Raw genomic sequence first — 24142 nt, 5'->3', positions numbered from 1 at the left:
GGCTTTTTTCTATTTATGCAACTTATTCCGCTTGATATATCCTATTCACCCTTCAGAAAGTATAGGCCTTTCCTCTCAGGTTGTCACTTGCCCTCTGAATCAGAAATACAAGGCCGCCCGGCATAAAACAAAATTAAAATATTTCATTCCGATGTCTGGTTCATTACATACACTTTATGTTTACATGCTTATTAGCACAGCACGAACATGTTAAAGTACACTACTAAACCAAAATCAGGAGGAATCATCGATGAAAAAATTAGCCAGCTTAACAGTAGCAATGGGTCTTATGGCTTCCATAGCAGCAACCGCTTCTGCTGCTGAAGTAACAGGTACAACAACTACTACTACACCTACTTCTGATGCAGCAGTGTCTGTAACCGGAAGTACATACCTGGAGCCATTCGATACTGTAATCACTCCAGCAGACATCAAACTAGCGACTCCTCAGATTATCCTGACCAAGATCACTGCTTTCCACCTTTCCGTGGGCAGCACAACTCCTATCGGCTGGCTGGGTGCGCAGACTGTCGATACAACAGGTGTAATCATGACCGACACTTGGGGCAATGAGTGGAGAGAAGTATATACTTGGCTGGGCAAAGCTTGGCTCAAGGTTCCTGCTTCCGCTTATGTAATTACTCCATAAATACTTAACGATAAGCGAAGTCATAACAGCTGATGTGCTACCTTTGCTATGACTTCGCAGTTGGTATACTCAAGAGGCCCATGGACGTTAGTCCTGACGGCCTTTTTGCTGTGTATAAGGAAAAGGGGTTATCCTTTCAGTAGAAGAATCTACTGAAAGGATAACCCCACAAAACATCCGCCCTAGTTAGTTCACCCGTCACAAACTCGTACTATTGCCGCTTCATGCTCTCTACATCTATTGTTATATTAGCGGATGACCGAGCCTCCATAAAGGAAACGGTTCATCCAAGAAGCGCTTAATTTGTCTACTCTAACGCCGCCGGAAGATACGGAATACGTCTGTAATAACTGCCCGTCTCCCAAATACATCGCTACATGCGTAATTCTTGCTGTAGACTTGTCGATCCCCGCATAGGCGGAAGCCGAGCTTCCTTTATAATCCATGAAGAACATCAAATCACCGCGTTTCAACCCAGCAATGTCCGTTACTACATTACTATTCTGCTTCACCCAGTCACCCTGCTGCCGGGAGTCGGCAGGCAGCTTCAAATTCGCTGCATCCATGAAAATCTGGCGGATGAAATCCGAGCAGTCGAACGTGCTGGTATCATTCCGGCTGGACCCGTACTCATACGGTGTACCGAGGTAGCCCATGCCTGCGGCTATTACACTTTCAATCACAGCAGCCTGCGGCGGAGCCGTAGGAACTGGCGTAGGTGCAGGTGTCGGTATTGGTGTTGGCACCGGTGTCGGAACAGGCGCCGGAGCAGGTGCCGCCGTTGCTTCAATATATTGATCCGCAGAGCTTGTATATCCGGTTGTACCGTTAGCTGCTCTTACTTTGTACCAATAGCTGTTGGTCTCTTCCAGGATTGTTACCTGGTCATTCTTGTATAGGTAACCCAGCACTTTACCGCTTGTGGAAGGTGTCTCCCGAAGACGGACTGTGGACTGGATGACTGCTGTTTGTACTGCAGGTGTAGCCACCGGAGCCGTAATCACACTGATGTATTGGTCTCCCGTACTGGTATAACCGATCTCACCGTCTGCAGTTCTGACTTTGTACCAATAGCTGTTAGTCGCTTCCAGAATCGTTACCTGGTCTCCCTTACTGAGGTACTTCAATACCTTACCGCTGGTAGATGGAGTCGTGCGCAGCCGCACCGAGGATTGAATTATACCTGTCTGTACCGCCGACGCAGCCAAAGACGAATTGGCAGAAGCCGATGCGGCGAAGGACTGCTGAGGACTTAACACTCCCAAGGATAGTGCAAGTGTTGCCGAGACCAATAACGATGCTGTCAGTTTCTTATGTGATACGATCATAGCGTTCCCCCGCTTAGCGTATTGAGAATTCAACAACGGCGCGCGCTACGTTTGTTGCTTTCTGCCCTCATTATAGGCCTGCCCGGGATTTGGAACATGCTCCAAATTTCACAAAAAACCTTTCCATCTTATGGTAACACCCAGGTCTATAGTCACGATTTCTCCTTGGATTTGGTGGAAATTACAGCTAACTAGGAGAAATTAAGGAATGTTAATCTTTGGGTTCAACGTGAACCTGCACATTCATGATGTTATGCAGCTTACTCATCCGCTCTTCGATGGAGTCACTGATGGCATGGCCCTCCATCACCGTCATCTGTGCATTCACTTGTACCACTACATCAACCAGCACATGATTGCCATGAACCCGGGCTTTCAAATCCTTGATGCCCTCCACTCCCGGTGTCCGGGCAATGGTGCTGCGCAGATCAAGCAGTTTATCTTCGTCAAAGCCGTCAGTCAGCCGGTATGTGGAGTCGCGGAATATATCCCAGGCCGTCTTGGAGATTAGCAGTCCTACAGCAACAGCGGCTGCGGAATCGATCCAAGGGAGGCCGAACTGTGCTCCGACGATACCTATTGCAGCTCCGATACTAACCATGGCATCCGAGAAATTATCCTTGGCTGCAGCCATCAGCGCATTGTTGTTAATCTGCTTCGCCAATCGCTTGTTATATATATATACCCCCATCATGGCTACGGCACACACCAGGGCAACTCCTGCCGACCAGAGCTGCGGCGTTGCCTTCGCCCCTTCAAACAAGGATCGCACCGCTTCCACTATAACCTGAATGCCGACCATTGCCATAATAAAAGAAGCCATCAGCGCAGCGACCGTCTCGGCCCGGAAATGCCCGTAGGTATGATCTGAATCCGGCGGCTTCCGCGAGATGCGCAGACCAATCAGCACAGCCAATGAAGCCACAATATCGGTCAGATTGTTGAAGCCGTCTGCCAGGAGAGCGCTGGAAGCGAACAAGTAGCCGCAGACCAGCTTGAAAGCTGACAAAACCAGATAAGCGACAATACTGACCAGTGCGCCCTTTTCTCCTTTGCGTATATCTTCATAAATATCGGACATCCCTGCTACCCCCTGTCAATCTCCATCCTTGTCACATAAATACAGGAAAACTTTCTTTGAGTTATTCTTGCCCTTGTGGCAGCATTTAAAAACAATTAGAATAAGGAAAAGGACTTGCTGCCTAAGGGGGTTAACATAATGAGCGAGAACAATGATAAACCAAAAATTAATTTGGCCGAGGCGATCCGCCAGAAGCTTGAACAGAAGAAACAGCATGCTTCGGGTAAACCGGGTTCAACTTTTCAAGCCGGTTCCGCGAAGCCGCTGAAAAGCCAGAACAATAAGAAGCCAAACAACCAGCGCCGTCGTACAGGCGGATCTTAGGCTTCTTACACTCTTATATGTGAACATAAACGGCTGCGTTATCCCTTCCGGGACGACGCAGCCGTTTTCGTATGAACTCATTACCGTTCATCCTACCTATATCTAGTTCTTAAGCCTCTACAGGATACATGCGTGCACGCATTTCCTTAATTTCCGAATTCTCCAGATATTCATCATAGCTCATCGAGCGGTCGATGACACCAGCCGGTGTAATTTCAATAATGCGGTTGGCGATTGTCTGGATGAACTGATGGTCATGGGAAGTGAACAGGATGGTGCCGTCAAAGTCAATCAGGCCGTTATTGAGCGCTGTGATCGATTCCAGATCCAAGTGGTTGGTTGGCTCATCGAACACGAGCACATTTGCCCCGTTCAGCATCATCTTGGCCAGCATGCAGCGGACCTTCTCGCCCCCGGACAGTACGCTGGCCTTCTTCAGCGCTTCTTCACCGGCAAACAGCATCCGGCCCAAGAATCCGCGCAGGAAAGTTTCATCCTGATCCTTGGAATACTGGCGCAGCCACTCTACCAGGTTCATGTTCACACCGTCGAAATAACTCGAGTTATCCTTAGGGAAGTAAGCCTGGGTTGTTGTAACGCCCCAAGTATATTCACCGGCATCCGCTTCCTTCTCGCCCATAAGCACATCGAACAGCAGTGATTTCGGCTGGGAGTATGGACCTACAAAAGCAATTTTATCGCCCTTGTTCACGACAAAGCTGACTTCATCCAGCAGCTGCTCACCGTCAACCGACTTGCTCAGTCCGCTGACCGTAAGCAGCTGTTTGCCGGCTTCACGTTCAGGCTTGAAGTTCAGGAACGGATATTTACGGTTGGAAGGACGGATATCGTCCAGTGTGATTTTTTCCAGCTGCTTCTTACGGGAAGTAGCCTGTTTCGATTTGGAAGCATTAGCCGAGAAGCGCTGGATAAAGGCTTGCAGCTCCTTCATCTTGTCTTCCTTCTTCTTGTTCGAGTCGCGCTGCAGGGCCTGGGCCAATTGGCTGGACTCGTACCAGAAGTCGTAGTTGCCGACGTACATCTGGATTTTGCCGAAATCGATATCCGCAATATGCGTGCAGACCTTGTTCAGGAAGTGACGGTCATGGGATACCACGATAACGGTGCCTTCATAGTCCATGAGGAAGTTCTCCAGCCAGCCGATGGATTCAAGATCCAAATGGTTGGTAGGCTCATCGAGCAGCAGGTTGTTCGGACGTCCGAACAGGGCTTGCGCCAGGAGTACCCGGACCTTTTCGTTACCGCTGAGTTCGGCCATTTTCTTATCATGCATTTCGCGCATAATACCAAGTCCGATCAGCATTGCAGCAGCATCCGGCTCTGCATCCCAGCCGTTCAGTTCAGCGAATTCGCCTTCCAGCTCACCGGCGCGAAGGCCGTCAGCTTCCGTGAAGTCGCTCTTGGCATACAGGGAATCCTTCTCCTTCATGATCTCATAAAGGCGGGTATGGCCCATAATTACCGTTTCCAGTACCAGAAATTCGTCATACTCAAAATGGTTCTGTTTCAGTATAGCCAGACGTTCACCGGGTGTAATATGCACATCGCCGATGTTGGCTTCGATCTCTCCGGACAGGATCTTTAGAAAGGTCGATTTGCCGGCGCCGTTCGCGCCGATCAGACCATAGCAGTTGCCGGGTGTGAATTTTATGTTTACGTCCTCAAATAGTGCGCGTTTTCCGTAGCGGAGTGTTACGCCGCTTGTGCTAATCATTAAGCATTACCATCCTTTTCACTTAGGGTTCCGGCTCATTATAGCATAAAATCAAGGCAAATGGCCCGTAATTGTAGCCCTTTAAGGGGCATCTTTGCCCTTTTCCAGGCAAATATCTTATCAAGTGGAAACAACTTTGCCGTCCTTTTAAGGAAGGCACCGTTTCAGCGAGAAATAGAAGGATAAGTTATCGTGTGAAACATATAATTTCTTATATTTTTAAGTAGAAGGGTTATGCGGGACTTCTCCCGGTCAGCCGCCGGCAGTTATTGTCCGGGCGGGCGCTCTTCGGGATGCACCACCAGTGTCTCCCCATAACCTAAGGTACGGATACGTTCCTCACTGATCCCGTGTGCCGCACGTGCCAGCTCCATCCGGTCCAGCGCTTCGCGCGCGGTGTCATCAGCCAGCCGGAACGTCCCGAAATGCATCGGAATCATGAGCTCTGCCCCGACATCCAGGAATGCCTGCACAGCCTCCTCCGGATTCACATGCTGGGAGTTCATGAACCACTCCGGCTCATAGGCCCCGATTGGCATCAGTGCGACATGCAGCTTAAAGCGGCTGCCGATCTCCTTGAAGCCCGGGAAGAAGCCGCTGTCTCCGGCAAAATACAGATTCGGCGGAAGCTTGCGCTGCCCTTTGCCCTCTTCGCCCTCCGGATGCTTCTGCGGGTCCGCCGGCTGAAGCACATAACCGCCCCAGTGCGAGGAATTCGTATCAAACGGCGTCCGCCGGGTCCAGTGCTGGGTCGGGACAAAGGTCAGCTTGACGGCACCGAGCGTAAGCTCCTGCCACCACTGCATCTCCAGGCAGTCCGGGAACCCTTTGCGGAGCATTTTGCGCTTCAGTCCTTCCGGGACCACAAGGGTCGTCGTTCCTGCCCGGTACAACTTTCGGATGGAAGCGATGTGCAGATGATCATAATGGGAATGGGAAATCAGGATAAGGTCTATCGGCGGAATATCGCCAAGGGGTATGCCCGGCTGCCCGATCCGCTTCTCAAACCCCAGTCTGCGCGCCCAGATCGGGTCCGTAATGATATTAAGCCCTTCATATTGCAGAAAAAAAGTGGAGTGCCCGATCCACGTAATCGTTGTTTCCAGCCGGTTTCCGGCCAGATAACTCAGCTGCGGCGGATGATTGGGCACCTTATAGGTATAATCCTTCTTCTTCCGGCGGCGTTCCTCGCGCCATTGGCGGAATTCCTTAAGCGTTTTATCGGTACTTACATTATCGATGTTGTTGTAACGTATTTTAGCCATGGTTGAAACCACTCCTTATAACCGCTCTGCCGGATCTCTCTGGTGCGGCAAATCAGATACTCTAACTATAGGGTTCCGCAGAGCCATTTGCAAAATCACAGAGGTGTGCAGGTGCGTACATGAGTGTGCCGATGTGTAATCCTCCCCTTACAAATGTTACCCGTTTGGCCCAAACGGAAACGTCAGCGTGAAATAGAGGATTAACAAATCTACCGCAGATTGTGGTTATAAATTAAAAAATCTGGAGGCAACAGCGGCCGGAAGTCCAAATCTACACCGTAGTAACGACTGGTCTGGAAGTTATTAACTTATGCATCTCTTATCTATACTAATATTTTAAATTTTAGCGGGTTCACACCTCTGCCCTTTTGTGTTCCACCGCTGAAATGATGTAAAATGCGGGTAAAGAGCACGGTGCTTATGCCACTTATCAAAGAGGAGCTGACGTATGAAGATCACCTTTATTGAACCGACTCCAAGTCCAAATACGATGAAGCTTCACCTGGACGAAAGTCTGGAACCCGGCATCCGCCGGACCTACACGCCGGAAAGCCGGCGCTCTGCCCCTTCCTGGGCGCAGGATATGCTGGAAATCCCAGGCGTCACCAGTATCTATCACGCTGCCGATTTCGCGGCCCTGGAACGCAAGGGCAGTGCCGATTGGGCCGCTATTCTCCGCGAGGTCCAGAACCGCTTCGGAGCGGACGGCCTCGCCGCCGATTTCAGCCTGGAGGATGAGAACGCCGGCGCCCATTTCGGGGAAGCCCAGGTGTTCGTACAGATGTTCCGCGCGATCCCGATTCAGATCCGCGTCAAGACCGGCGCGAAGGAGGAGCGCATCGCCTTGTCGAGCCGCTTCACGCAGGCGGTGACCGATGTGGCCAGCGCCGTGCTGATCAAGGAGCGTAAGCTCACCGATTACGGCGTACGTTACGGCGAGCCGCCGGACATTGCGCGCGAGGTCGAGCAGGAGCTGGAGGCGGCGTATCCGCAGGAACGCCTCGACTCCCTCGTGCAGCAGGCGATCGCGCACGGGGCTGCCGGCGAGTTCGTCGAGCAGCGGCACAAGAAAGAGCAGGCCGAGCTGCTGCGGGACCTGCATGATGAGGACTGGCGCGTACGCTACGCCGCGCTGGAGGATCTGGCGCCGAGCGAGCAGCTCCTGCCGGAGCTGCGCACGGCGCTGCACGACCCCAAGCTGCATATCCGCAGATTGGCGGTCGTGTACCTTGGCGACATCCGCACACCAGGGGCGATGGAGCTGCTCTATGAGGCGATGCAGGACAGCGCCCCCGCCGTCCGGCGCACCGCCGGCGACACGCTGTCCGACATCGGCGACCCGGCAGCGACGCCGGTGATGACGGCGTCGCTGAGTGACGCCAGCAAGCTGGTGCGCTGGCGGGCGGCACGCTTCCTGTATGAGGTCGGCACGGCCGAAGCCCAGGAAGCCCTGAGCATTGCGGCCGAGGATCCTGAATTCGAGGTCGGGCTGCAGGCCAAGATGGCGCTGGAGCGGATTCTGTCCGGCGAAGAGGCCGCGGGCACCGTCTGGCAGCAGATGTCGGAGCGCCGGCGGACCTGACGTCAACCTGCCGTATTTTGTCATTGCCTGTGAGGCGAAGTTGCATTATACTGATTCCTGTTGTTCATATCGTTACAAGATAGCCTCATCATACCTAGGATGAGGTAGAGGTCGCGGATATAAAGAGTACGCGCGTGGAGATGCCTAAGAGCCATCTATGATATGCGCCGAAAGGAATATCCGCCGAAATCTGTGCTGCTGCTCTTAGTTTAGCAGCGCGGATTGGGGCCGTCAGCCGAAAGGCGCGGAACTGTCACCGTGTATATGCCTGCCAGGAAACTGCGGGAATTGCACCGTGTTGCGCTATCTTAACAGGGAGTATGATGCGGAGCCTATAATCAGGAAACCGCAGCGTCCGTCTGCGGTTTTTTTGTGTGCATAACGCTAAGCAGAAGACACAGGGCCAAGCAGGCTGCAGCAACTCCCCGCTGTGAACCGAACCAACAACTTAAAGGGAGTGTCCTATTCATGCAAGCGAAGCAAGAGAAGCAGCCGGCTGCACAGGCAGGTAACGCCAGTACTCCGGGCCTGCGCAAAACATTCAAAGCAAGACATCTGACCATGATCGCCCTGGGCGGTTCCATCGGAACCGGGCTGTTCCTGGCCAGCGGCGGTGCGATCGCCTCCTCCGGTCCAGGCGGAGCCCTGCTTGCCTATACCGCAGTCGGCATCATGGTCTATTTCCTGATGACCAGCCTCGGTGAGCTGGCTACCTATTTGCCGGATTCCGGTTCTTTCAGCACGTACGGAACGCGGTTTGTCAGCCCCGCCTTCGGCTTCGCCATCGGCTGGAACTTCTGGTACAACTGGGCGGTAACGATAGCAGCGGAGCTGTCGGCTGCTACCGTCATTATTAAATACTGGTTCCCGGACAGCCCCTCCATGCTCTGGAGCCTGTTGTTCCTGCTGATCATGTTCGGCCTGAACTTCCTCTCCTCGCGCGGTTACGGCGAATCGGAATATTGGTTTGCCATCATTAAAATCATCACCGTCATTGTCTTCCTCGTTGTCGGCGTCCTTATGATCTTCGGTATTATGGGCGGTAAGGCGGTGGGGCTCAGCAACTTCCAGCTGGGAGGCAGCTCGTTCCACGGCGGCTTCTTCGCCTTCGTCGGTGTCTTCATGGCCGCCGGATTCTCCTTCCAGGGGACGGAGCTGGTCGGGGTCGCTGCGGGCGAGAGTGAGAATCCCCGCAAGAATGTACCGGTAGCCATCCGCCAGGTCTTCTGGCGCATCCTGATCTTCTATATCTTCGCCATTCTCGTAATAGGTCTGCTGATTCCTTATACCAATCCCGATCTGCTCCGCGGCGGGATCGATGATATCGGTGTCAGCCCGTTCACGATCGTCTTTAACAAAGCCGGACTGGCAATTGCCGCTTCCGTAATGAACGCCGTCATCCTCAGCTCCGTGCTGTCTGCCGGGAATTCCGGGATGTACGCCTCTACACGTGTCCTGTACGCCATGGCGAAGGACGGCATGGCTCCGCGTGCCCTCGGCAAGCTGAACCGCAGAGGCGTGCCTGTAGGCGCGCTGCTCGTGACCACAGCTGTCGGCATGCTGGCCTTCCTCGCCTCCTTCTTCGGAGACGGCGCGGTTTACAACTGGCTGCTGAACGCCTCCGGGATGTGCGGCTTCATCAACTGGCTCGGGATTGCCGTCTGTCATTACCGCTTCCGCCGTGCCTTCGTCAAGCAGGGGCATTCGCTGGATGAACTGCCTTACCGGGCGAAATGGTTCCCGTTTGGTCCGCTATTTGCCTTCGCCCTCTGCATGGTGGCCGTATTCGGCCAGAACATGGGCGCCTTCACCGGTTCCAAAATCGACTGGTACGGCATTCTCGTCTCTTATGTCAGCGTACCTCTGTTCCTGCTGATCTGGCTGGGCTACGGCTGGTTCCGCAAGAGCAGCATTGTCCCGCTGGACAAATGTGATCTGAGCACTCACGCAGAGTAACTCTTTGCAGGTCATATATTCAAGCGCCAAGGCTATATATAACAATTGGAAACGGCTACGCCGTCCTTTAAAAGGATAGCGTAGCCGTTTCAGCGAGAAATAGAAGGTTAAGTGGATCATGTGAAACATATCATTTCTTATATTTGAACAAAATCACCCTTACGGGTAAAGCAAGCTGAGGGCTTGTGCGACCTGTCTCGCATTTGGGAAATCAAGGGCACTATTGCTCCTCATTTGCTCCTTTAGCTCGCATCCGGGGAATTCAAGGGCACTAATGCTCCTCATTTGCTCCTTTGGCCCTCATTCGGGGAAATCAAGGGCACTAATGCTCCTCATTTGCTCCTTTGGCTCGCATTTGGGGAATTCAAGGGCACTAATGCTCTTCATTGGCTCCTTTGGCTCGCATCCGGGGAATTCAAGGGCACTATTGCTCCTCATTTACTCCTTTGGCTCGCATCCGGAGAATTCAAGGGCACTAATGCTCCTCATTCCCTCCTTTGGCCAACGTGCGATGGAATCAGAGGGATTTATCCCTTTAGTTTCTCCATACCGCTGACCGTCGGCGGAATTAGAGGGATTTATCCCTTTGATTTCTCCATCCCGCCTACCATCGGCGGAATTAAAGGGATTTATCCCTTTAATTTCACCATACCGCTGACCGTCGGCGGAATTAGAGGGATTTATCCCTTTGATTTCTCCATACCGCCTACCATCGGCGGAATTAAAGGGATTTATCCCTTTAATTTCACCATACCGCCGACCGTCGGCGGAATTAGTGGGATTTATCCCTTTAGTTTCTCCATACCGCCGACTTTCGGCGGAATTAGAGGGATTTATCCCTTTGATTTCTCCATACCGCCGACTTTCGGCGGAATTAGAGGGATTTATCCCTTTGATTTCTCCATACCGCCCACTTTCGGCGGATTCAGTAAAAAGACCGGTTTCGGCCACATTATCGTGGCCTGAACCGGTCTTTTTTTGCGTCAGTAGATTAAGTTAAGTATACTTTTGTACTGAAGAACGTCCCCTTGGAGCTGTTGATTATGCCCAGGTTGTGATTGTCTCAACCGGCAGGCGGTAGGAAGGGTAGCCTTCTTTGGCTGCTTTCCCTATCGAGATCAGCATGACCGGCTGGAACCGGTCTTTGTCCAGGCCAAAAGCTTCCGCGATCTTGTCCTTCTCATAACCGGCCATCGGGTTGGTGTCATATCCATGGGCACGGGCAACAAGCATCAGCTGCATCGAAATAAGCGCCGAGTCAATCAGATTCACATCACGCAGCTCGGATGCAGATATCCCCGCATAATAAGGCTTCACTTGCTGCAGCTGCATATCCTTGACGTCGCTCGGCATGTAACCAAGTTCCACCGATTTGCCGAAAATCTCGTCTATATATTCAACATTCTTTGCATCGTAAAATACCGCAATAACTGCCGAGGAAGTCAGAGCCTGCGTCTGGTTGAACGAGGCCAGCGGTGCAAGCTTTTCTTTGCCTTCCGCGCTGTCAATAACAAGGAAACGCCATGGCTGCATGTTAATGGCAGACGGGGCACGGGAGGCTTCCGCCAGAATCTCGCTCATTTCCTCCCGGCTAATTTTTACTTCAGGATCATAGGCCTTCACGGAACGGCGCTCCAGGACGATCTCATTGAAATCGTTGGTTGTACGGTATTTCCCGGTGATTGTACTCATGTTAATTTCTCTCCTTTATCTATAGGTTTTCTTGTGCTGAAATGTCACTTATCATCACTACAAGAATTCTAAACTATGAAGTATACTTTATAGCAAGAGGAAAAAACGGGGTGATTTTAACATGAAGATTAGTGAAGTCGCAAAAATTGTCGATCTGCCTATATCAACCATCCGGTACTATGAGAAAATGGGCATTATCACGGATGAATATATCCTCAGGGAAGAGAACAATTACCGGAATTATGATGCAGAGATCATTCATCATTTGGGTGTTGTTAAGAATTGTCTGGCTGTCGGTTTTTCAATTAATGATATAAAATCCATGATCTCTAAAAATGGAATCTCCAAAGAAGAACAAACACGTATCATCAAAGCTAAAATAGCAGATATTGAAGCTGCCCAAAAAAACCTTGAGGATTCCAAGCAATCTCTTTATGACCTTCTTGAGCTGGATATAACATGCGAGGACGGGTTCGGAAAGTATTCTTGAGCGCTTCCGGCGTTTATCCGGAATTACAACAAACAGGGATGTCCCGCAGCCTATCGGCGCGGCAGACATCCCTGTTTGTTTGCTGTTATGATGTAATTTTTTATTTTGGGGGCAAGCTAATACATATTCACAATCTACAATCTAAGGGGACTGCCATGAAAAAAATTTGGATCACCGCCCTGCTGGCGCTTATCTTCACCCTTAACAGCCCTGTGAGTTCAGCCGCTCCTGAGTATGCCAAATGGGGTATCGTAGCTGTGAAAGCAGCGCAGCAGAAATACAATGCCGAGATTATCGATTATAAGCATGTAGGCCGTACTCAAATAAAGCCAAAGCTTGCGGAGGAGAAATTCAAGCTGTGGATCCGCAGCAAAGCCGGCCGGGAATTTGGCATATTCGTCATGGTCCGCTTTGACCCGTCGGACGATCAGCTGCAAACCATTCTTTTCTCGGAGACGGATCAATGGCGATAAAGCTATACTGTATCCTTTTCAATACTCTTATTTCCAGGTCACATACACCTTAAGGTCTCCTGTATTGTCAAAAGGTGAACTGTTGAATGCCAGATTATTCAGCCCTATTTCATAGAGGACCTGCAGGTCCTGCCTCAGCAGCTTCTCACTGCCCCGGTAACGGAACAGCAGTGAGAGTTGGCCTGAATCCGCCGCCTGCTGCGCAAGCTTTTTCAAGTCTGCCGCCGAAGCGATCACTTGATCCTCCTCATACAGCCTGTAATCCAGAACCTCCTGCAGCTTCTTGTATCCGTCTGTCCCCTGTCCGCCCCGGCTGACCAGCTGTGACAGTGTCTGGGCATAACCGGTTGAAGCAGCCGGATACGTCTTGGTCCAGCTGTGGTCACGGCGCATCTGGGCATCCGTTCTCATGTAATATACGGTACTGATTCCACCCTCCGGACTAGGCTCCGGATCATCCCAGGTCGTATCGAGATGATACCAGAGTCCGTCCAGCTGCACGAGATTCCAGGCATGCGACTGGGCAACGCCCCCCTCGGGCCTCGCAGTACCCTCCACAATTCTATTCGGTATACCCGCTCCCAGCAGCAGCTTATAGGTCAGCAGGGAATACCCCTGACATACCGCACTGCCCGTCTGAAGTCCCTCATACGCCGTATATTTACGGTATGAATTATCATATTGCAAATGCAGCACCACCCAGTCGTGGATGACTTTGACTTTCTGATGGCTGCTCATCCCCGGTGTAATTAATTCCTGCAGAACGGTCTTCACCTGCTTGTTAACATATGCTGTCTGCTGCAGCGTCTCCCGGTACTCCACCTGAACCGTCACGTTGGCAGAGCGTGTGCTCCCCCGGTAAGAAAACGCATAGCTGTCAATAATATAATAGAGATACGGATCGCTCCCCATCGCCTGATCGATTGCCGTCTGCACCTGGCTCTTCAGCTTATTTGTCTTGCCCTGATAAGTGAAGGTAATTGTCTCTCTGCGGTTGCTCATCGCCCCGGTCAGCTTCTGCGCCATCTCATTGACAGAACGCAGCACCACAGAATCAGCAGCAGCATAGGCATGCTCATACCCCCAGTATGTTGCGGGCGGGATAGCAGCAAAAACCAGCATGCCGCAAATCACGGTCTTCATCAGCGATATACGTCTCTTCCCCATAGCCTTCAAGTGCCTCCTGCAATCTATATAATGGATGATTAGCCGTTTACTCTATAGTAAATGCCGGAAATCCCCTGTATACAACTCCAACCCCCGAAACCTTTGAACCTGAACCTGAGATACCTGTTATATTCCTTATTATCGGCCCGGCACACCCGGCGCATAAGTATCCTCCCCATAAATATTATCAGGACAAGCACTGGTGGGCGGGTGAGTGGGTGGGTGGGTAGGTGGCTGGCGGGTGAGTGGGTGGGCTGGTAGGTGGCTGGCGGGTGGGCTGGCGGCGGAGTGGGCTGGGGCAGGCGGAATGCTCAGGAGGTATGCGGGCGTGAAAATAGATCATCAAAAAGCCGCTGCCTCCCGGTCCATCTCCGGGAAGCAGCAGCTTCGGCTGCACTTATCTATGATACACTTAAGCGTTCACGTTCACAGCTTACAGTTCACTGCCTACAGCGTCACAAGATAAGTCTCGCCCGCTTTAACCTCAATCGCAGGTTCTACCATCTGCGCGCTGCCGTCAGGAAGCTGCAGCTTCAGCTCCTGCGCATAGCTGAGACGCAGCAGTCCATCATACTTCGCTGTGATCCGGGCGGATACCAGCAGTCCATCCTGCCAGTCCATGTCAACCACATAGCCGCCGCGTGCCTTCAGGCCGCTAATCCGGCCGTTCTTCCAGGCTCCGGGCAGCGCCGGAAGCAGCGTAAGCTCACCCAGATGACTCTGCAGCAGCATTTCCGCAATACCCGCGGCAGCGCCGAAATTACCGTCAATCTGAAACGGCGGATGCGCGTCGAACAGATTCGGATAGACCGAACGGGTTAACAGCGTACGGACAAAACCATAAGCCGAATCACCGTCCTCCAGCCGGGCATACAGATTAATCAGCCAGGCACAGCTCCAGCCGGTATGCCCGCCGCCGGAAGCGATCCGCTTCTGAAGAGATAAACGGCTCGCCTCCAGCAGCTCCGGTGTGTCCCGTTTGTTGATCCGGTTGCCCGGATAGAGGCTGTACAAGTGCGAGACATGACGGTGTCCCGGCTCGGATTCAGTGAAGTCATAGATCCACTCCTGCAGCCGCCCGTCTTCAGCAATCTTCAGCGGTGACAGACGGGAGAGCGTCTTCTCCAATTCAGCCTGGAACTCCGGATCCACGCCGAGAATCCGTGCAGCCTGCAGGCAGTGCTGCATCAATTCATTGATCAGGCTCATGTCCATGGCTGATCCCATGGATATACTGCTGGCTCTGCCGTCTTCTGTAACAAAACGGTTCTCCGGTGAAGTGGACGGATTGGTCACCAGCTTGCCGTCCGGCCCCTCCACCAGCCAGTCCAGGCAGAAGAGTGCCGCTCCCTTCATTAACGGATATGCCGTCTCTTCCAGATAAACGGCATCCGGCGTGAATTCGTAATGCTCCCACAGATGCCGGGACAACCAGACGCCGCCCATCGGCCAGAACGCCCAGCTGGCATCTCCGCCGGAAGGGTTAGACGCCTTCCACAAATCGACATTGTGATGAGCTACCCAGCCGCGTGCCCCGTAATGAATGGCAGCCGTTCTGGCCCCGGTCTCACTGAGCTCCTTAATGAGGTCAATCAGCGGTTCATGGAATTCACTGAGATTACAGACCTCTGCCAGCCAGTAATTCATCTGCGTATTAATATTGGTTGTATAATTGCTGTTCCATGGCGGCTGTACATGATTATTCCAGATTCCCTGCAGATTGGCGGCCTGTGTTCCGGCACGCGAGCTGCCCATCAGCAGATAGCGGCCATATTGGAACAGCAGCGCCTCCAGCGCCGGGTCCTCATGGCCGCTCTTATAGGCAGCCAGACGTTCATCGGTCGGCAGATTGTCCGCTTCATGACCGCCCAGATCCAGATCCATGCGGCGGAAAACCGCCTGATGATCTTCTGTATGCCGTCTCCGCAGCTCCTCATAGGATTTGCCCGCAGCAGCGGTCAGCCTGCTTGCACAAACCTCCGCAGGGCTTACAATAACTGCGGAATCCTTCACCGCTCCTGCTTTTTTGTGGCTTGCTCTGGACCGCACCTCTTCATAGTCCGTGCCAGCCGCAAGCAGCAGAAGTACACTATCAGCGCCGGATATGACAAGCTTGCCATCCGAATGATGGATGCTTCCTCCCCCGGTTACCTGCGCCTGCAGGTGCAGCTCGAAGGCAATCCCGAGCCCATCCTCATAGCGAACGGCCACAGGATGATCCTGATGATAGTTGTCAGCAATATGCGACGGACAGCGGCCATGGAGCACCAGTTGTTGCTCACTTTCAGAACTGACCGTATGCTTCAGCTGGCTGCTTAGAGCAAGCTCAAGCTGAAGTCCGCCCGGCACCTCACTTGTGAGGTGAACGACACCCACCTTGTCCGGAGCACTGATAAAGACTTCCCGGGTAAAAGCCCCCTGCCCATTCTGATACCTCACCTTGGCAATCCCGCTGTCCAGATCAAGCTCTCGTTCATACGCCGTGCAGTTCTCTACGCCAGGCTGCTCCAGCAACAAGTCACCCAGCGGCATATACGCCTGTGCATTTACCCCAAGCATATGCGCATTGACCACATCCTCGGCTTCCCCATATTTGCCGGAGGATACCAGCTCCCGTACCTTCTTCAGATACCGCAGGGCTTCATAGTTGTTCGTGTCCCGCGGAAAACCGGACCACAGGGTATCTTCATTCAGCTGAATCTGCTCTTTGGCGGTACCGCCAAACACCATAGCGCCCATATGCCCGTTACCAAGCGGCAGCGCTTCTTCCCAGACTGCCGCCGGCTGGCCGTACTTTAATTTCCACGGGTGATGCCTGTTGTTATCCATTCGCTTCTCGCCCTCCGTAATAATATCTGAGTACGGCAAAAGGCCCTGACCTAAGTCGGGCCTTCGCTGTATGGAATGACCTACATCCCATTATTGATTAGAACGTTTTACCTGTCCACAGGGTTACTCTCTTTTTCACGAGCTCTGTGAATTCTTTTTCCATATCCTGAGCGCCAGCTTTATCCAGCTCTGCCAGGAAGGCGTCATACACTTTATCAAAGTCTGCCGGTTTCGACAGGATGGCTTCAGGAATACGTTTGCGGATGATATCCTGTGTCTTCTTGTAGATTACCTGATATTGACCGTCAGTTGGAACCGGCAGGTTGTACAGGGCGCCTGTTTCTTTGATCGGGAATTCATCTTCTTTAGGGAACAGATCTTTCCATGTAGTAGCCTTGTATCCGGCAAGTGATTCCTTCTCAGCATCGGAGTAAGAAGCTACGATCTGATCCGGGAAGCTTGTAGTGTAGTAGTTGTCAGTGGAATCCTTCACACCATCACCATAACGTGCACCGAAGATAAGGTACTGGCCAATCCCGGTTTTTTTCTGGGTGTTTGCAGTATCGTTAGCTAATCCGTCGCTGATTTCAGGAAGAACTTCGCGTTTACCATCTGCATTTACAGTGTAGTGCGTGCCTTCAATACCCCAGGTTCTCAGAATCTGACCTTCATCGGAGGACATCCAGTCCAGCCATTTGATGATCCGGACAGGGTCTTTGGCTGCAGTAGTAATCGCAAGGCCATAGCCGTCGATACCTGTCTGCATGAAGGAATGATCTTTATACTCATCGGACAGGGTTACTGGGAAGTGACCGTAAGTATACTCATCTTTACCGGCTGCCTTCAGAGCATTCTCACCATCGGAGTATTCCCACTCCTGGGAGATCAGACCGAGTACACGGCCGCTGGCAACTTTAGCTTTGTATTGATCGTCTTTTTGTACGAAGGTATCCTTATCAAGCAGACCTTGAGCGTACATTCCGTTCAACCAGCGGAAATATTCTTTTTCTGCCGGACGTTTGTAGTGCAGCTGTGCTTCATAGGTCTCAGGATCTACATAATACTCGCCATCATCCGGTGCACCTGTTGTAGTGAAGGCCGGGTTCGTAACGGTGATCATGATTTTCCAGTCATCAGCGTTCAGCGTCAATGGAATTGTCGGCTGACCATCGGTTTCCGGATGCAGAGCCACATAATCCTTCAGTACTTTCTCATAATCTGCCAGTGTTTTCACTTCAGGATAGCCCAGTTCCTTCAATACACGGTGCTGAATTTCAAATCCGCCTGTAGCGTCGAAGGCTTGTTGGCCGACACCCATATTCGTAGGAATCTGATAGATCGCTTGGTCATCCAGGCTGTATTTCAGACGGCCCATGTTTTCGCCATAGACCTTCTTGAGGTTCGGAGCATATTTATCAATCAGTTCCGTCATATCAATAATCAGGCCGGCATCCACCAGGGTGCTCAAGTTTCCTTTGGCGAAGATCAGATCAGGCACGTCGCCGCTGGCAGCCATCATCGGGATTTTTTGGTCGCCGCCGCCGCTGCCTACATCAAATTCAGCGTCAATAGTAACACCTGTTTTTTCAGTAATGGCTTTACCGACTTCATCCTGCATTTTGTTCCAGTTCGGGCTGGCGTCACCGCCGAAGAAAGAGATCGTGAACGGAGAAGTATCTAATGCGGTATCATCTGCTGCTGCATTACTTGCTGCAGGTGTGTTTCCTGTGTTGTTAGATGTCGTGTTGTTGGCCGCATTATTGTTATTGCCTCCACAACCGGCGATCAGCATAGAGCTCATAAGCATGAGTGTAAAGATTGTTTTGGTACTCTTGCGATTCATTGTATATCCCCCTTGTAAATTAGTATGTTTCATCTATGCATATCAGGATTGACCTGAATATACCATTGTGAACGCTTGCAAAACTACTATAAATATAAATTCCACTATTTAACAATAACCCTGAGATTGGATAGCCGCCTGATCCTGCACTGAACCAGGCAGCTGTTCCATTTCAATCTATTGCCAGGCTTACGCTTTAACTGCACCCAGCGTCATACCGCCTACGAAGTACTTTTGCAGGAACGGATATACAACCAGAATAGGTACAGTTACGACAATCGTAATCGCCATCTTGATCGATTCAGGTGAAATCTGCGCCATCTGCCGCGCCATATCGTTCGCATTCACCATGCCGCTGCCCTGATTGGTAGACGATAATACCTTCATCAGCTCATACTGCAATGTAGTCAAATGCGGTTTGTTACCGTTATACAGATACGTTGTGAACCATTCATTCCATTGGCCAACGGCCAGGAACAGCGCGATGGTTGCCAGTACCGGTTTACAGAGCGGAAGGATGATCTTATAGAAAATCATAAAGTCATTCGCACCGTCCAGCTTGGCGGATTCCTGAAGAGCAAATGGCAGCCCGTCCATAAAGGAACGGATAATGAAGACGTTAAATGCGGAAACCATACCCGGAAGGATATAAATCCAGAACGTTCCGATCAGATTCAAATCTTTCATCAGAATGTACATAGGTACCATACCGCCGGAGAAATACATTGTCAGGGCCAGGAAAGTCGAGATGAATTTTCTCGCTCTGAATTCCGGACGGCTGAGCGTAAAGGCCAGCATGGAAGCACTGATCAGACCCAGAAGTGTACCTGAAAGAGTACGCAGTATGGAGATCTTGAAGCCTTGAATCAGGCCGGTATAGCTGAAGATCCGCTGGTAATTCTCAAGCGTCCAGGCTCTCGGGAAGATATAGATGCCGCCCCGAACGGTATCTGTAGATTCATTGAAAGAAATCGCCAGTACGTTCAGGAAGGGATACAACGTCACAATCATGATTAATGTAAGAGCAGTGTACAGAAAGATGTCGAATGCACGCTCACCTTTTGTCATTTGAAATGCTTTGCCACCCATTTATGGTCCCCTCCTTACATAATACTTTCTTTAGTGAATTTCTTCATCAGACCGTTAGCCGCGAACAGCAGGATTACACTGACTACGGAGGTAAACATGCTTATTGCAGTACCATAAGAGAACCGCATGATCTGAATACCATACTTAAGCGCATACAAATCCAGCACTTCCGAATAATCGGTGACCAGGTTGTTCTGCAGCTGGAACTGTTTCTCGAAGCCGATACCGATCAGATGGCCGATATTCATAATGAGCAGCACCATAACGGTTGAACGGATACCCGGCAAAGTAATATTGAATGCCTGCTTAATTCTTCCTGCACCATCCACTTTTGCGGCTTCGTACAGCTCTTTATCGATCCCTGTAATCGCTGCCAAATAGATGATTGCACCCCAGCCTGTTTCTTTCCATATATCGGATGCAGTCAAAATTCCCCAGAAATATTTACCTTGGGCCATGAATTGGATCGGCTCATCAGTGATATGTAACCACATCAGCAAATCGTTCACGATTCCTCCGTCGATCGCGAGTGTCTTGTAGACAATCCCGCCTACAACGACCCAGGAGACAAAGTGAGGCAGATAAGATACGGTTTGAACCGTTCTCTTGAAAATACTCCCCCGCAGCTCATTGAGCATGATAGCAAACGTAATGGGAACCACGAAACCAAAGATCAGCCCGAGGATGCTCATGGACAGGGTATTTCTTAATACGAGATAGAAACGTTCGTCATGGAACAACTCCTTGAAGTTATCCAGTCCAACCCACTTCTGTTCGCCGAATGTCTTAGCCGGCTTATAATTTTGGAATGCCATCAACCATCCCCATATGGGTACATAGCTGAAAATAAATACCCAGATCACGAATGGAAGAGACATCAGATATAAGTACTTTTGCTGCAGTACGCTTTTCCAAAATCCACTATTCCGTTTCGCAGGTGGGCGGGGGGTTACGCTTTCATTTGCTGTAACACCGTTTTCAGTGAGCGCTTTCACGATCATTATTCCCCCTTCGTTTTTATAGTCTTATCTTACCGCAGCACCCCGGGAGAGAATACCCAACAGATTTCACGTAAAATCCTGTCTAAATTAGAGATTCTCCCAGGCCGCGCTGCTTAAGACTTGAACTCGCTTTCAACGGGAATAGAAAACGCTATCTCAGTACCTTCACCTGATCGGCTTGTAATTCTCAGACCATGCTCCTCTCCGAAATATAGAGTCAGTCTCTGATGCACATTGCGCAGGCCGATCCGTCCCCGTTCCTCTTCCTCCACTTTGCTAATCACATCCACGATCTCGGACAGCCTTTCCTCCTTCATGCCGATGCCGTCATCTGTCACAAGCACCTGAACCTCCTGGTTCTCATCCAGTGTTATACTGACATTGACATGAACGGTACCTTGCTTATTCTCCAGCCCGTGGACTACGGAATTCTCTACAAGCGGCTGGATAATGAGCGGCGGGATCATGATTTCAGCTGCTCTAGGGTCAAATTTAATCTCATACTCCAGCCTGTCCTCATACCGGAACTTCTGGATCTCCAGATAAGAGCGGATCATCTCTACTTCTTCCTTGATCGGCGCCCGTTCGCGGCCTACTTCGAGGTTCTTGCGCATAAGCTTACCGAGCAGTCTGACGATGTTCGCAATCTCCTTCTCGCCCTTGAGATGCGCATTCATACGGATCGATTCCAGTGCGTTGAACAGGAAATGCGGATGGATCTGGCTCGCCATCATTTTTAATTTGATCTCCCGCTGGGCGATCTCCAGTGCACTGTTCTTCTCATTGCTCTCAATCACCTGGGTGATCAGCCGGTTAATACTTGCCACCATGTAATTGAATTGCCGCGACAGCTGGCCGATCTCATCCGTCCCGTCAATCCGGGAGACGATATTCAGATTGCCAAGGGCTACCTGATTCAGCTGGCGGCTCAGGCGCAGCAGACGGTTGGTGGTCAGCAGGGAGATGGTGTATACAAACACAAGGGCAACCAACAGCACACCAATAACGATCAGGAGGCCCAGCTTGCTGACATTATTGGCATCGCTCAGAATGCTTTTCGTTTCAAATATAGAGATGATCTTCAGCTTGCTGCTGCTCAGCTCAGGAGACATTTCATCAATAATGACGTAAGAATCCTTGTCCTTCACCCTGGTTTTGAGCACCCCCTTGGACTGCAATTGCACATCAACGCCAATGTCAAAATCATCCACTGTGCTGCCTACAAGCTGCGGATCATTGGCCGACACAATATAACCCTGCTCATCGATGATTAACGTATCGAACGGCTCCTGGTAGAGCATCTGATTCAGTTCATCCTGAGAAACCTGCACCATCAGTATTCCGGATTTGCCGGATTCCCGGTAATACACCTGACGGATCAGGCTGAGCTTGTTGATCGTCCCTCTGGGGCTGTTGAAATATTTCTCCTTGTCGGGAATATACATCCAGTAAATCTCTCCGGTCTGCATGGCCTTCTTGTACCAGGCTCTCGACTCCAGCTCCGGAGTCAATGGTGCAATCGACATATCATCAACCAGGCTCGGGTTATCAATGAAAAAACGGATATTAGAAATTTCCCGGTACCGCAGAACATATACACGGATATCCGTGTAATTCAAATAAGCCTTTGTAAGCGCCAGTGCATCCGGGTAATGCGTAGTGACCAGCCGCTCAAGATCCTCGTCAAAATAGAGCAGATTAGAAATATCCGTCGGAACACGCAGCTTGCTGGACAATTGGCTTTTGATCTTCTCCACGTTGTTGGTGGCCTGATCAATCGCTCTGTTCAAGGCTCCCTCACGAAAATAGTTTGTAAGAATAATACCAACAATCAGCACAGGTATCATGACGACAATAATGTAGAAAAAAATCAGCTTATATTTCAGCTTCATATTATTGATCATTCGCACCAGCTTCTTAATAACACTTCCCCCTTCCGTTCAATGGAAAACAGGCTGCTCCCCTTATCCTCTGCAGATAGGGAACAGCCTGTATATCATAAGCCTCACGCTGAACGTTCGGCAAGTTCACAGTTCTAACCGCCCATGCTGCTCGCGGGCCTGCCCGGCAGCCGGGATATTAATTCTCTTTGCGGTAGGCCGACGGGGATACTCCGACATATTTGCGGAACTTGGCATTAAAATAATCGGAGTTCATATAACCGACCCGCTCTGCAACCTCATAGACCTTCATGCCTTGGGTCAGGAACTGCTTGGCTTTCTCAATTCTGACTTTATCCAGATACGTGTTGAAGTGTTCTCCCACCTGATTCTTGAACATTTTGCCCAAATACGCGCTATTATAGTTGAAAATTTCGGAAAGCGAGCCCAGCTTCAAATTCTCATTATAGCGGCGCTGGATCAGGTCCGTGATCCGCTTGATTTCATCTCCGCGCCCGCCGCTGCCGATCAGCCCGGAAATTTGCTCCATATAAGCTGATACCAGCTGCTCCACATCATGCAGGTTAGCACTGCTGTACATTTCACCCATAGGCGAGGCTTGACCGGCAATCAGTGGACGGATGTCCGGATTCGCTGCCTCCAGACGGGCAATGGTACTGCTGACAATCCGCATCAGGTTATCCTTGATATAAGTTTCTTCGCGCCGGGCATGAACCAGCTGGCGGACAATTTGCCCTATAAGCCCGCGGGCCACCTCACCGCTTCCGGCCTCAACAGCAAGCAGCAGCTGTACCTCCACATCCCGCTCCGGGTCCGGATCCTCCTCGAATTCTCCGGGCCTCTTCACGGGTTCATTCCAGTTGTCCGGCTTTCCGCTGAGCAGCGTATCCTTCTGCCCGAAAAAAGCATCGTCCAGCCGCGCACGTGCCGTGGCAAATGACTGGCAGATTTCCTCCGGCCGGCCGGCTGCACCGCCTGCCGCCGCCTGAAACTCCAGTCCTTCCTTCGCTGTAATATAATGCAGCTCCTGCCACAGCGAATTCCGGGCGCTGTCAGTTGCAAGCGGTTCCTTCATAAGGATTCCCATGTACGGGGGAAGCGTGAAGAATAACCCGCGCTCTTCCTCCTCCAGCCAATGCCGCTCCATCAGGCTCTTCACCTGTTCCTCACGGCTGTCTTCGCCTTTGTTAAGCCCTTTCAATTCCAGCAATACCACTTCGCAGCTGCATCCTTCGAGACCCAGCTGATCCGCTGCTTCTGCGGGAGCCTCTCCGCCTTCCTTCGGCTGCAGCAGCTCGCGCAACAATACCTCAGTGGTCCGCGCCGGTTCCGTGGCCTGCCATTCGCTGATCCGTTCCTCCAGGCTTATCTTCTCCCGCAGCTCCTGCAGATAGTTGATCAATTCCTCCTCATCGACCGGCTTAAGCAAATAACCGTCGATATGGTAGGCAATCGCCCGTTTGGCATATTCAAAGTCGGCATAGCCGCTAAGAATCAGCACATGGCAGTTAGGGCTCTCTTTGCGGAGCTCGGAGATCAGTTCCAGACCGTCCATCCCGGGCATGCGGATATCAGCAATCACAAGGCCGGGCGCGAGCGCATGGAACTTGTCCAATGCTTCGTATCCGTTCGCCGCTGTTGCCACTACGGTGTATCCCTCTTCTTCCCAGGGGATCAGCGTCCGCATCCCTTCTCTTAGCTTGGGCTCATCATCTACAATCAGTACTTTGATCAATA

Annotated in this window: 19 protein-coding genes and 1 riboswitch; of the genes, 7 read left to right on the top strand and 12 right to left on the bottom strand. The window is 51.3% G+C overall.

The genetic code is table 11. The features are described 5' to 3' along the window. Positions 1-250: 250 nt before the first annotated feature. Positions 251-649, top strand: a complete 399-nt coding sequence (locus MHI42_RS24825; protein WP_342420953.1) for a hypothetical protein — start codon at positions 251-253, stop codon at positions 647-649. Positions 650-897: 248 nt separating this feature from the next. Here MHI42_RS24825 and MHI42_RS24820 read toward each other — a convergent pair whose 3' ends face one another. Together MHI42_RS24820 and MHI42_RS24815 are read right to left on the bottom strand one after the other, a co-directional pair. After that, positions 898-1977, bottom strand: coding sequence for an SH3 domain-containing protein (locus MHI42_RS24820; protein WP_342420952.1), 1080 nt, complete (start codon positions 1975-1977; stop codon positions 898-900). Positions 1978-2188: 211 nt separating this feature from the next. Then, positions 2189-3058, bottom strand: a complete 870-nt coding sequence (locus tag MHI42_RS24815; RefSeq protein ID WP_042140017.1) for a cation diffusion facilitator family transporter — start codon at positions 3056-3058, stop codon at positions 2189-2191. A 138-nt stretch (positions 3059-3196) separates the two neighbouring features. Between MHI42_RS24815 and MHI42_RS24810 the strand changes: the two genes are divergently transcribed. Continuing rightward, positions 3197-3382 (top strand): hypothetical protein, encoded by a 186-nt coding sequence (locus MHI42_RS24810; RefSeq protein ID WP_039309279.1) that lies wholly within the window; start codon positions 3197-3199, stop codon positions 3380-3382. A gap of 109 nt (positions 3383-3491) precedes the next feature. Here MHI42_RS24810 and MHI42_RS24805 read toward each other — a convergent pair whose 3' ends face one another. Together MHI42_RS24805 and MHI42_RS24800 are read right to left on the bottom strand one after the other, a co-directional pair. Further along, positions 3492-5117 carry an ATP-binding cassette domain-containing protein gene (locus tag MHI42_RS24805; RefSeq protein ID WP_342420951.1) on the bottom strand — a complete coding sequence of 542 codons (1626 nt, stop codon included), beginning with the start codon at positions 5115-5117 and terminating at the stop codon, positions 3492-3494. Between the two features lie 266 nt (positions 5118-5383). Beyond that, on the bottom strand, positions 5384-6382 hold the full coding sequence (locus MHI42_RS24800) for an MBL fold metallo-hydrolase (protein ID WP_342420950.1): 999 nt from the start codon (positions 6380-6382) through the stop codon (positions 5384-5386). 448 nt (positions 6383-6830) lie between these two features. Between MHI42_RS24800 and MHI42_RS24795 the strand changes: the two genes are divergently transcribed. The 3 genes from MHI42_RS24795 (at position 6831) to MHI42_RS24785 (ending at position 10886) form a co-directional block, all read left to right on the top strand. Beyond that, complete coding sequence (locus MHI42_RS24795) at positions 6831-7964, top strand: virulence factor (RefSeq protein ID WP_342420949.1); 1134 nt, start codon at positions 6831-6833, stop codon at positions 7962-7964. 97 nt (positions 7965-8061) lie between these two features. Then, a riboswitch (Lysine riboswitch) is annotated at positions 8062-8278 on the top strand. A gap of 154 nt (positions 8279-8432) precedes the next feature. Then, positions 8433-9920, top strand: a complete 1488-nt coding sequence (locus MHI42_RS24790) for an amino acid permease (protein WP_171717921.1) — start codon at positions 8433-8435, stop codon at positions 9918-9920. 285 nt (positions 9921-10205) lie between these two features. After that, positions 10206-10886, top strand: a complete 681-nt coding sequence (locus MHI42_RS24785; protein WP_342420948.1) for a hypothetical protein — start codon at positions 10206-10208, stop codon at positions 10884-10886. Between the two features lie 75 nt (positions 10887-10961). Here the strand turns inward: MHI42_RS24785 and MHI42_RS24780 are convergent, their stop codons facing one another. Next, the gene (locus MHI42_RS24780) at positions 10962-11612 is read right to left on the bottom strand and encodes a nitroreductase family protein (protein WP_342420947.1); all 651 of its coding nucleotides are present in this window, start codon (positions 11610-11612) and stop codon (positions 10962-10964) included. A gap of 121 nt (positions 11613-11733) precedes the next feature. On the opposite strand from MHI42_RS24780, the gene MHI42_RS24775 reads away from it, so the two are divergent. Continuing rightward, positions 11734-12102: a MerR family transcriptional regulator gene (locus MHI42_RS24775; RefSeq protein ID WP_340985278.1), complete on the top strand. Its 369-nt coding sequence runs from the start codon at positions 11734-11736 to the stop codon at positions 12100-12102. 155 nt (positions 12103-12257) lie between these two features. Beyond that, the gene (locus MHI42_RS24770; protein ID WP_342420946.1) at positions 12258-12575 is read left to right on the top strand and encodes a DUF3889 domain-containing protein; all 318 of its coding nucleotides are present in this window, start codon (positions 12258-12260) and stop codon (positions 12573-12575) included. Between the two features lie 27 nt (positions 12576-12602). Here the strand turns inward: MHI42_RS24770 and MHI42_RS24765 are convergent, their stop codons facing one another. The 7 genes from MHI42_RS24765 to MHI42_RS24735 all read right to left on the bottom strand — a co-directional run bounded on the left by MHI42_RS24765 (position 12603) and on the right by MHI42_RS24735 (position 24140). Then, positions 12603-13742 carry a transglutaminase domain-containing protein gene (locus MHI42_RS24765; protein ID WP_171717917.1) on the bottom strand — a complete coding sequence of 380 codons (1140 nt, stop codon included), beginning with the start codon at positions 13740-13742 and terminating at the stop codon, positions 12603-12605. Between the two features lie 447 nt (positions 13743-14189). Continuing rightward, positions 14190-16571 (bottom strand): glycoside hydrolase family 95 protein, encoded by a 2382-nt coding sequence (locus MHI42_RS24760; RefSeq protein WP_342420945.1) that lies wholly within the window; start codon positions 16569-16571, stop codon positions 14190-14192. 97 nt (positions 16572-16668) lie between these two features. Then, positions 16669-18414 (bottom strand): ABC transporter substrate-binding protein, encoded by a 1746-nt coding sequence (locus MHI42_RS24755; RefSeq protein ID WP_342420944.1) that lies wholly within the window; start codon positions 18412-18414, stop codon positions 16669-16671. A 189-nt stretch (positions 18415-18603) separates the two neighbouring features. Beyond that, the gene (locus MHI42_RS24750) at positions 18604-19503 is read right to left on the bottom strand and encodes a carbohydrate ABC transporter permease (RefSeq protein ID WP_042140026.1); all 900 of its coding nucleotides are present in this window, start codon (positions 19501-19503) and stop codon (positions 18604-18606) included. A 14-nt stretch (positions 19504-19517) separates the two neighbouring features. Next, positions 19518-20504, bottom strand: a complete 987-nt coding sequence (locus MHI42_RS24745) for an ABC transporter permease subunit (protein WP_171717914.1) — start codon at positions 20502-20504, stop codon at positions 19518-19520. A gap of 113 nt (positions 20505-20617) precedes the next feature. Further along, entirely contained in the window at positions 20618-22408 is a 1791-nt protein-coding gene (locus MHI42_RS24740; protein ID WP_342420943.1) for a histidine kinase, read from the bottom strand. 175 nt (positions 22409-22583) lie between these two features. Further along, positions 22584-24140, bottom strand: coding sequence for a response regulator transcription factor (locus tag MHI42_RS24735; protein WP_342420942.1), 1557 nt, complete (start codon positions 24138-24140; stop codon positions 22584-22586). Positions 24141-24142 lie beyond the last annotated feature (2 nt).

The organism is Paenibacillus sp. FSL E2-0178 (assembly GCF_038593005.1).
Taxonomy (GTDB): Bacteria; Bacillota; Bacilli; order Paenibacillales; family Paenibacillaceae; genus Paenibacillus_AQ; species Paenibacillus_AQ phytohabitans.
This window is presented reverse-complemented; position numbering and strand designations above follow the sequence as displayed.

Excerpts from the sequence above, each read along its gene's own strand:
- MHI42_RS24820 (WP_342420952.1), bottom strand. The coding sequence starts at position 1,977 with ATGATCGTATCACATAAGAAACTGACAGCATCGTTATTGGTCTCGGCA.
- MHI42_RS24760 (WP_342420945.1), bottom strand. The coding sequence starts at position 16,571 with ATGGATAACAACAGGCATCACCCGTGGAAATTAAAGTACGGCCAGCCG.
- MHI42_RS24765 (WP_171717917.1), bottom strand. The coding sequence starts at position 13,742 with ATGGGGAAGAGACGTATATCGCTGATGAAGACCGTGATTTGCGGCATG.
- MHI42_RS24755 (WP_342420944.1), bottom strand. The coding sequence starts at position 18,414 with ATGAATCGCAAGAGTACCAAAACAATCTTTACACTCATGCTTATGAGC.
- MHI42_RS24815 (WP_042140017.1), bottom strand. The coding sequence starts at position 3,058 with ATGTCCGATATTTATGAAGATATACGCAAAGGAGAAAAGGGCGCACTG.
- MHI42_RS24805 (WP_342420951.1), bottom strand. The coding sequence starts at position 5,117 with ATGATTAGCACAAGCGGCGTAACACTCCGCTACGGAAAACGCGCACTA.
- MHI42_RS24770 (WP_342420946.1), top strand. The coding sequence starts at position 12,258 with ATGAAAAAAATTTGGATCACCGCCCTGCTGGCGCTTATCTTCACCCTT.
- MHI42_RS24800 (WP_342420950.1), bottom strand. The coding sequence starts at position 6,382 with ATGGCTAAAATACGTTACAACAACATCGATAATGTAAGTACCGATAAA.
- MHI42_RS24790 (WP_171717921.1), top strand. The coding sequence starts at position 8,433 with ATGCAAGCGAAGCAAGAGAAGCAGCCGGCTGCACAGGCAGGTAACGCC.
- MHI42_RS24825 (WP_342420953.1), top strand. The coding sequence starts at position 251 with ATGAAAAAATTAGCCAGCTTAACAGTAGCAATGGGTCTTATGGCTTCC.
- MHI42_RS24745 (WP_171717914.1), bottom strand. The coding sequence starts at position 20,504 with ATGATCGTGAAAGCGCTCACTGAAAACGGTGTTACAGCAAATGAAAGC.
- MHI42_RS24775 (WP_340985278.1), top strand. The coding sequence starts at position 11,734 with ATGAAGATTAGTGAAGTCGCAAAAATTGTCGATCTGCCTATATCAACC.
- MHI42_RS24780 (WP_342420947.1), bottom strand. The coding sequence starts at position 11,612 with ATGAGTACAATCACCGGGAAATACCGTACAACCAACGATTTCAATGAG.
- MHI42_RS24810 (WP_039309279.1), top strand. The coding sequence starts at position 3,197 with ATGAGCGAGAACAATGATAAACCAAAAATTAATTTGGCCGAGGCGATC.
- MHI42_RS24795 (WP_342420949.1), top strand. The coding sequence starts at position 6,831 with ATGAAGATCACCTTTATTGAACCGACTCCAAGTCCAAATACGATGAAG.
- MHI42_RS24750 (WP_042140026.1), bottom strand. The coding sequence starts at position 19,503 with ATGGGTGGCAAAGCATTTCAAATGACAAAAGGTGAGCGTGCATTCGAC.
- MHI42_RS24740 (WP_342420943.1), bottom strand. The coding sequence starts at position 22,408 with ATGATCAATAATATGAAGCTGAAATATAAGCTGATTTTTTTCTACATT.